The organism is Pseudoalteromonas phenolica (assembly GCF_005876835.1).
In the GTDB taxonomy this organism is placed as follows: Bacteria; Pseudomonadota; Gammaproteobacteria; order Enterobacterales; family Alteromonadaceae; genus Pseudoalteromonas; species Pseudoalteromonas phenolica_B.
Genome location: NZ_PPSW01000059.1, coordinates 1 through 3402, shown reverse-complemented (window position 1 = coordinate 3402; position 3402 = coordinate 1). Strand labels below are relative to the sequence as shown.

Genomic DNA, 3402 nt, shown 5'->3' with positions numbered 1-3402 from the left:
CTAATTTTAGCCTGCTATTTTACGCCGGTTAGGCAAGCGTTAGGTGTCTATCGAGTATGGAACTAATTGAGCGTGTAGAAATACTTGAAAATGGTCAGTTGATATTAGTTTTAGCTAGTGGCGGAAGTCCTAGCTATCAACATATTTATCGCGAAGCCGCAGAAGTACAATGGAATAACAATCTAAAAGCATTTACTTCTCCAGTACCACGAGAGTGGAGTCATTCAGGTTGGTTCCATCACATAGTTAAGATTGCCAAAAACTGTAATATTAATCTCACAATAAATAATCAAACAAGTTGGGTTAATATTTCAGATGATGTTAAGAAAGAAATACTTAGTGGTAAAAACACCTAACAAGCGCATTAATAATGGACGTTTTACGCTTGGCTGGCGCTCATTCTTCGCTAATTTTAGCCAAGCTAATCCGCCCATTATGCGGGCGTTATACACCTAGGGAAGTTATGGAGTTTTCGTTAAACCCGCACAATGGAATTGGCTCTATCAAATTAGGTATGCCTAGAGCGGAAGTTCGTGAAATACTTGGTGCCTCATTTGATTCATCTAGAGGTTCTCTCGACTACTATTTTAATGGCAGTCTTCAGGTTGAGTTTGAAAACGATTTAGTAATCTTTATCGGTTTAGCTCTAGATGAGTCTTATGTTGTAACGTATTTCGGTGTTAACGTATTTGATGTAGAGGCTTCTGAATTATTCGCCTTAATATCTGCTAAAGAGCCACAGAAACATTCATTCGAACAAGGTGAGTATCTTTTTCCAGAACAAATAATAACACTGTACGATGCTGACGAGCAGTACGATTACTTAGGCAATCACCAAAGACCTGTTTGGGGGCAAATTGGCTTAGGTTCAAAGGCATACTTGAAAGCCGTAAGCGGTGTATAACAAGTTACTCAAAAGGACGCAAAACGCTTGGCTTGCGCTCCTTCGTCGCTAATTTTAGCCAAGCATTTATGCGCCCATTAGTAAGGCGTTAGGGCCCATTCAGGATGATACCGAGGATAGCAACATATATTTTTTCTGGGCTTTTCGCAGCTATATTTATGTTAAGTGGTCTTGCTATTATAATTGGCTTTGCTCTTATATCCGTTGGGATGTTATCGGGATACAAGCCAGATTTCGGTGAGTTATCAATATATGAGGTTGCAGTAGTTTCAATTTCATTATTAATTACAGGTGTATCCTTGCTAGGTGTTGGTGCCCCCTTTTTTATCTGTATATATCTGGAAAGGCATTTGCTTTACTACTGCAAATCTAAAGGCATTGATATTGAGACACTTTATTTTAAGCACCCATATAGTTGTCGTGAGTTACATGACTATACATCAAATGTAAGTGATGCATGGGTAACAACTGATGCAGGAAAATCATTAAACAAGCTTGTAATTATTCTCAAACGTATTTCAAATTCTAGCTTTATCACGCTATTGACTCTGTTTATGCTAGCTATGGTCGTAGCGGTTTTTTATGGGCAGTTTATTAAATCATAGTTATTGGCCCTAACAAGTGCCTAAACCAAAGGACGCAAAACAGCAGGCTTGTGCTCCTCCGTCGCTAATTTTAGCCTGCTTTTCGCGCCGGTTAGGCAAGCGTTAGGCGTACAGGAAGTCATGAGAAATTTTCTAGTCATTTTTAGTGTTTTATTTGCGTATCAACTTCACGCTGAAGAGAACATAAATATAAAAAAAGCTTTAGCAGAGCACCTTAATGAACAATTACCTAATTATGAAGTTGCGTATTTCGACTTTAATAGTGACGGTGTAAAAGACGCTTTTATTTATATCAATGGTAGTAATTGGTGTGGTTCTGGTGGCTGTACGTCTTTTGTTTTTTCAGGTACTACAAATGGTTTTAAATTTCAGTCAAAATCAATGATAACTAACAAGCCTATCTTGGTAACATCGACTAAAACTAACGGTTGGTATAATTTAGTTGTAAATACAGGTGGTATTGGGCAAGTTGTTTTAACATTTGATGGTAAATCATATCCTTTAAATCCATCTATGCAGCCAAAAGTAAAAGAAAAACAATTAAGTAGTGTCACCACTATTTTAAAGTAGCGCCTAACAAGCCAAGTCAACGGGACAATTTTAAGCTGGCTCCCGTCGCTTCGCTCCTAATTTTAGCCAGCTTAAAAGTTGCCCCTGCTTGGGGCGTTATGTTGCTCTTGAGGCTAATTGATGACGTACCAAATCCACGAAAAAGAATTACAAAATGTCTTTAACCTCAATGCTAAAGAGCGATACGAACATTTCATAGGTAAGACCTGCGATTGGGAGGAGGTTTGGTTACTTTCCGATTCAAAACAATGTGTATTGAAAGTAGTCGTTGAAGATGTTGAGTATATCCCTGTGTGGCCTCACCCTGAGTATGCTGTAGCATTTGCTAAAGACTCATATTCAGAATATGGGCCAGCTCAACTTGATATCTATAGTTTTGTTGATAGTTTTCTGAAAGAGTTTGTTGGGCTAAATATAAAAATTGGCGTACTTCCTAATCTTGAAACTACGGTTTGGCTAATGACTCCCGAAGACCTCCAGAAAGATATTTCAGACGAGCTTGAGCAGTATGAGTGAGCAACATAACAAAGTTGTAAACGCGGACAAAAACAGTTGGCTTTGTTCGTGCCTCACAAAATTTTAGCCAACTATTTTTAGCCGGTTACAACGGCGTTATGCGTCACTTTAAATTGCTGTCTTTAAAACGGTTTTTGCTTCAAGTCTTTTCTTCAAATTAGCTTTTAGGTACAGTGGCGTAATCAAGTTTTAAGTTGGTCTTGGCTCTTCGTTTTTCAATTTAAGCTGTGACCAGAAAGGTCATTCACCAGTCGAACGCTTCTTTGCAATTTTGAGTTTGGTGTGTGTTTTTTTAATTTTTTATTTTGGCTTATTGGTGCAGGCGCAAGCGCTTTGAAATTTGAGTGTCAACGCATAACAAAGTCGTCAACGCGGACAAAAAACTGTTGGCTGTTACGCTTCGCTTCACATTTTAGCCAACAATTTTTTGCCGGTTACAACGGCGTTTATGCGTCACTTTAAATCGCTGTCTTTAATAGGGTTTTTTGCTTCAAGTTTTTTCTTCAAATCAGCATTTAGGTACATTGGCGTAATTAAGTTTTGAGTTGGTCTTGGCTTTTCGTTTTTCAATTTAAGCTGTGACCAGAAAGGTCATTCACCAGTCGAACGCTTCTTTGCAATTTCGGGTTTGGTGGGTGTTTTTAATTTTTAGCTTGGATTATTGGTGCAGGCGCAAGCGCTTCAAAAGCGGTGCGTCAACGCATAACAAGCAATTAAACAGGGATAAAAAACTTGCGGGCTATTCGCTTCGCTCAATTTTAGCCCACAATTTTTTACCCGTTAATCGGGCGTTGGTATGACTCCCAC

Annotated in this window: 5 protein-coding genes; all 5 read left to right on the top strand. The window is 38.7% G+C overall.

Features of this window, described 5'->3' with window-relative positions:
* The first annotated feature begins 56 nt into the window (after nucleotides 1-56).
* The 5 genes from C1E24_RS20520 to C1E24_RS20500 all read left to right on the top strand — a co-directional run bounded on the left by C1E24_RS20520 (nucleotide 57) and on the right by C1E24_RS20500 (nucleotide 2595).
* Nucleotides 57-356, top strand: a complete 300-nt coding sequence (locus tag C1E24_RS20520; protein WP_138484753.1) for a hypothetical protein — start codon at nucleotides 57-59, stop codon at nucleotides 354-356.
* Between the two features lie 107 nt (nucleotides 357-463).
* Nucleotides 464-904: a hypothetical protein gene (locus tag C1E24_RS20515; protein WP_138484751.1), complete on the top strand. Its 441-nt coding sequence runs from the start codon at nucleotides 464-466 to the stop codon at nucleotides 902-904.
* A 158-nt stretch (nucleotides 905-1062) separates the two neighbouring features.
* Entirely contained in the window at nucleotides 1063-1509 is a 447-nt protein-coding gene (locus C1E24_RS20510; RefSeq protein ID WP_138484750.1) for a hypothetical protein, read from the top strand.
* A 120-nt stretch (nucleotides 1510-1629) separates the two neighbouring features.
* Nucleotides 1630-2079, top strand: coding sequence for a hypothetical protein (locus C1E24_RS20505; RefSeq protein ID WP_138484748.1), 450 nt, complete (start codon nucleotides 1630-1632; stop codon nucleotides 2077-2079).
* A gap of 120 nt (nucleotides 2080-2199) precedes the next feature.
* Complete coding sequence (locus C1E24_RS20500) at nucleotides 2200-2595, top strand: DUF2750 domain-containing protein (protein WP_138484746.1); 396 nt, start codon at nucleotides 2200-2202, stop codon at nucleotides 2593-2595.
* The last annotated feature ends 807 nt before the right edge of the window (nucleotides 2596-3402 follow it).

Bases quoted from the DNA above. Each gene is read 5' to 3' on its own strand.
- C1E24_RS20520 (WP_138484753.1), top strand. From the start codon at position 57: ATGGAACTAATTGAGCGTGTAGAAATACTTGAAAATGGTCAGTTGATA.
- C1E24_RS20515 (WP_138484751.1), top strand. From the start codon at position 464: ATGGAGTTTTCGTTAAACCCGCACAATGGAATTGGCTCTATCAAATTA.
- C1E24_RS20510 (WP_138484750.1), top strand. From the start codon at position 1,063: ATGTTAAGTGGTCTTGCTATTATAATTGGCTTTGCTCTTATATCCGTT.
- C1E24_RS20505 (WP_138484748.1), top strand. From the start codon at position 1,630: ATGAGAAATTTTCTAGTCATTTTTAGTGTTTTATTTGCGTATCAACTT.
- C1E24_RS20500 (WP_138484746.1), top strand. From the start codon at position 2,200: ATGACGTACCAAATCCACGAAAAAGAATTACAAAATGTCTTTAACCTC.